This window comes from Hydrocoleum sp. CS-953 (assembly GCF_002260545.1).
GTDB lineage: Bacteria > Cyanobacteriota > Cyanobacteriia > Cyanobacteriales > Microcoleaceae > Trichodesmium.
Map to the genome: position 1 here is coordinate 1 of NZ_LGSU01000126.1, position 2,220 is coordinate 2,220.

The window sequence follows — 2,220 nt, forward strand, 5'->3', positions numbered from 1 at the left end:
CTAATAATATTGATAATAATGCCATATTAATGTTGCAATAAAATTCGTCTATTTGCCTAAGTCAGTTATTCAACCTATGACAAAAATAAACTTTTTCTGACTTTTTTATAATGTCGATCTTTCTTATTTTCTATTTCTAACGTTTGCAAGAAGTGTTTTGATTTTAGACTTTATTTGATTTTCAATAGGTAATAATTTTTACTTGTCAAAAGTAGTTAAGTCAAAAGTTCATATTTAATCGCTTTTGACTTTTAAATTATTATTCAGTTATATCATGTCCACTGGTATTGTTTGTGTAAACCTAACTGTTAATATCTATGGGAAATTTCAAGTTTTTTTGTGCTTTTAACCCTTCTCTCCTAGATAATTAAAGCCTTCTTCCTTACAATACCGATGCTACCGGACATGATATTAAGCCAGTTGCTATTACTATTAAGGCATTCTCAAACTTTCAAATTTAGTTCGTGCTGCGAATTTAACTTCTGACTTCAGGTATATCAATTCTATCAAGAAGGTTGACGACAAATACCAAATACAGAGGTATAACCATGTAAAAATGTATTACTACCTACAGGGCCAATTTCACCATTACAGAAAAACCCACTTATGGGAATATTCAAATAACTACTAAATAATCTAGAATCAAAGTTAGGCTTACCATATAGTCCCTCCCCGCGTCCGAAACAAGAGAACATTAGAGCAGCAGCATTGTTCGTAGTTGTAGTGTCCAAAGCAACATCTCTTTGATAGCGTTCTAGTAACATTTCTAAATCTTCTGCTGAAGTATTGGCATCCCGTAAATGAAATTGAATACGTTGTCCAGTTCTCACTTGATCACCTATAGCGATCGCTCCTGCTTTAGGGTCTACCCCAATTAAATTACGGATTAAAAAGTCTCCCTGTTCTAAATTTTGCTTAAATTCGTCTCTGACTATACCGACAAATAGAGAATTTTCGGCTAGTCTGCGGTCTTGTTCATTGAGATTTTGTACTAAATTTTGTAGTGCTTCTAATGGAGATTGTCTAACACCATCACTAACAATTTCATCGGAATTAGCTAATTCTTCCAGTTCTAGAACAATATTACGCTCTCCTTGTGTAACCCGATAAGGTTTGCCAATAGGGCGACAACCCTGAGCTACTATTGTTTCTAAGATAATATTGCCAGAAAGAGAGACTCCTACAACTCCTTTTTGATAGAGTCGATTTTCACAAAAGAGTCCAGAATTTTGGCCATTTAGTCCACTACTAGCTAATCCTCCCACCTTGGGGGAATGAGGATAAGCATAATCTAGTCCTTGAAGCAAGTCATTAATTCTACCAGAAAATGGATCGGCAAAAATAACAAATTGAGGTTGGTCTGAAGTAGGTACTCCGATTAGATTACACCAATCATCGGGAGAACTGTCTAAGTCTGGTAGTTGTTCGGCTGATATGTGAAAAGCTTTTACCGTTACTTCTGGCAAATGTGCCAAACTAAGGCTAATGGCTATCTGTTGTTCTACTTCCTCTGGTTTTCCGTACTCATTCATACCAACAATACCGCCACCACCACAGCCTATGATAATTGTTTCTGGTAGATGTTCTTTCAGCAAGGGCATTAGTCGTGGATATTCACTGGTAAAAGCTGATGAGATAAATACCAGTCCTAAATTTGCTGTAGTTCCTAATGATTCTAAACTTTTTTCTACTACTTCTTTAACTGCTGCTTCTAATGAAGGACGGGTTGATAGAGAGTTTGACCACCGCATCTGTTTGACGCTCCTTATGAATTATAATTATATTTATAATGTTAATATTTCAGTTAAATAATTGCGAATAGGAAATCACGAATAGGGTTAAAAGCGAAAATCAGGCAGAAGACTAGAGGATGGAGTTAATTTTTTGACTCCTAATTTAGAAAGACATGATTTACATGATTTAACAATTTGCCGGAAAGTTCCTCCCTTCCCTGGCGATCCGCTCAAAAACCTATATAAATAATTAGTTTGCTTCCAAGTATTTATCATTCACCATCTAGATGTCTATTAAACTTTTCGGNATTTAGAAAGACATGATTTACATGATTTAACAATTTGCCGGAAAGTTCCTCCCTTCCCTGGCGATCCGCTCAAAAACCTATATAAATAATTAGTTTGCTTCCAAGTATTTATCATTCACCATCTAGATGTCTATTAAACAAGATACTATTTCTCATCTATCCTCATCTTTGTCTAATGA

At 35.2% G+C, this 2,220-nt stretch carries 1 protein-coding gene; it reads right to left on the minus strand.

Annotated elements, in window-relative coordinates; translation table 11 throughout:
• Positions 1-506 precede the first annotated feature (506 nt).
• Positions 507-1,751 carry an FIST N-terminal domain-containing protein gene (locus tag AFK68_RS00890; RefSeq protein WP_210407154.1) on the minus strand — a complete coding sequence of 415 codons (1,245 nt, stop codon included), beginning with the start codon at positions 1,749-1,751 and terminating at the stop codon, positions 507-509.
• Between the last annotated feature and the right edge of the window lie 469 nt (positions 1,752-2,220).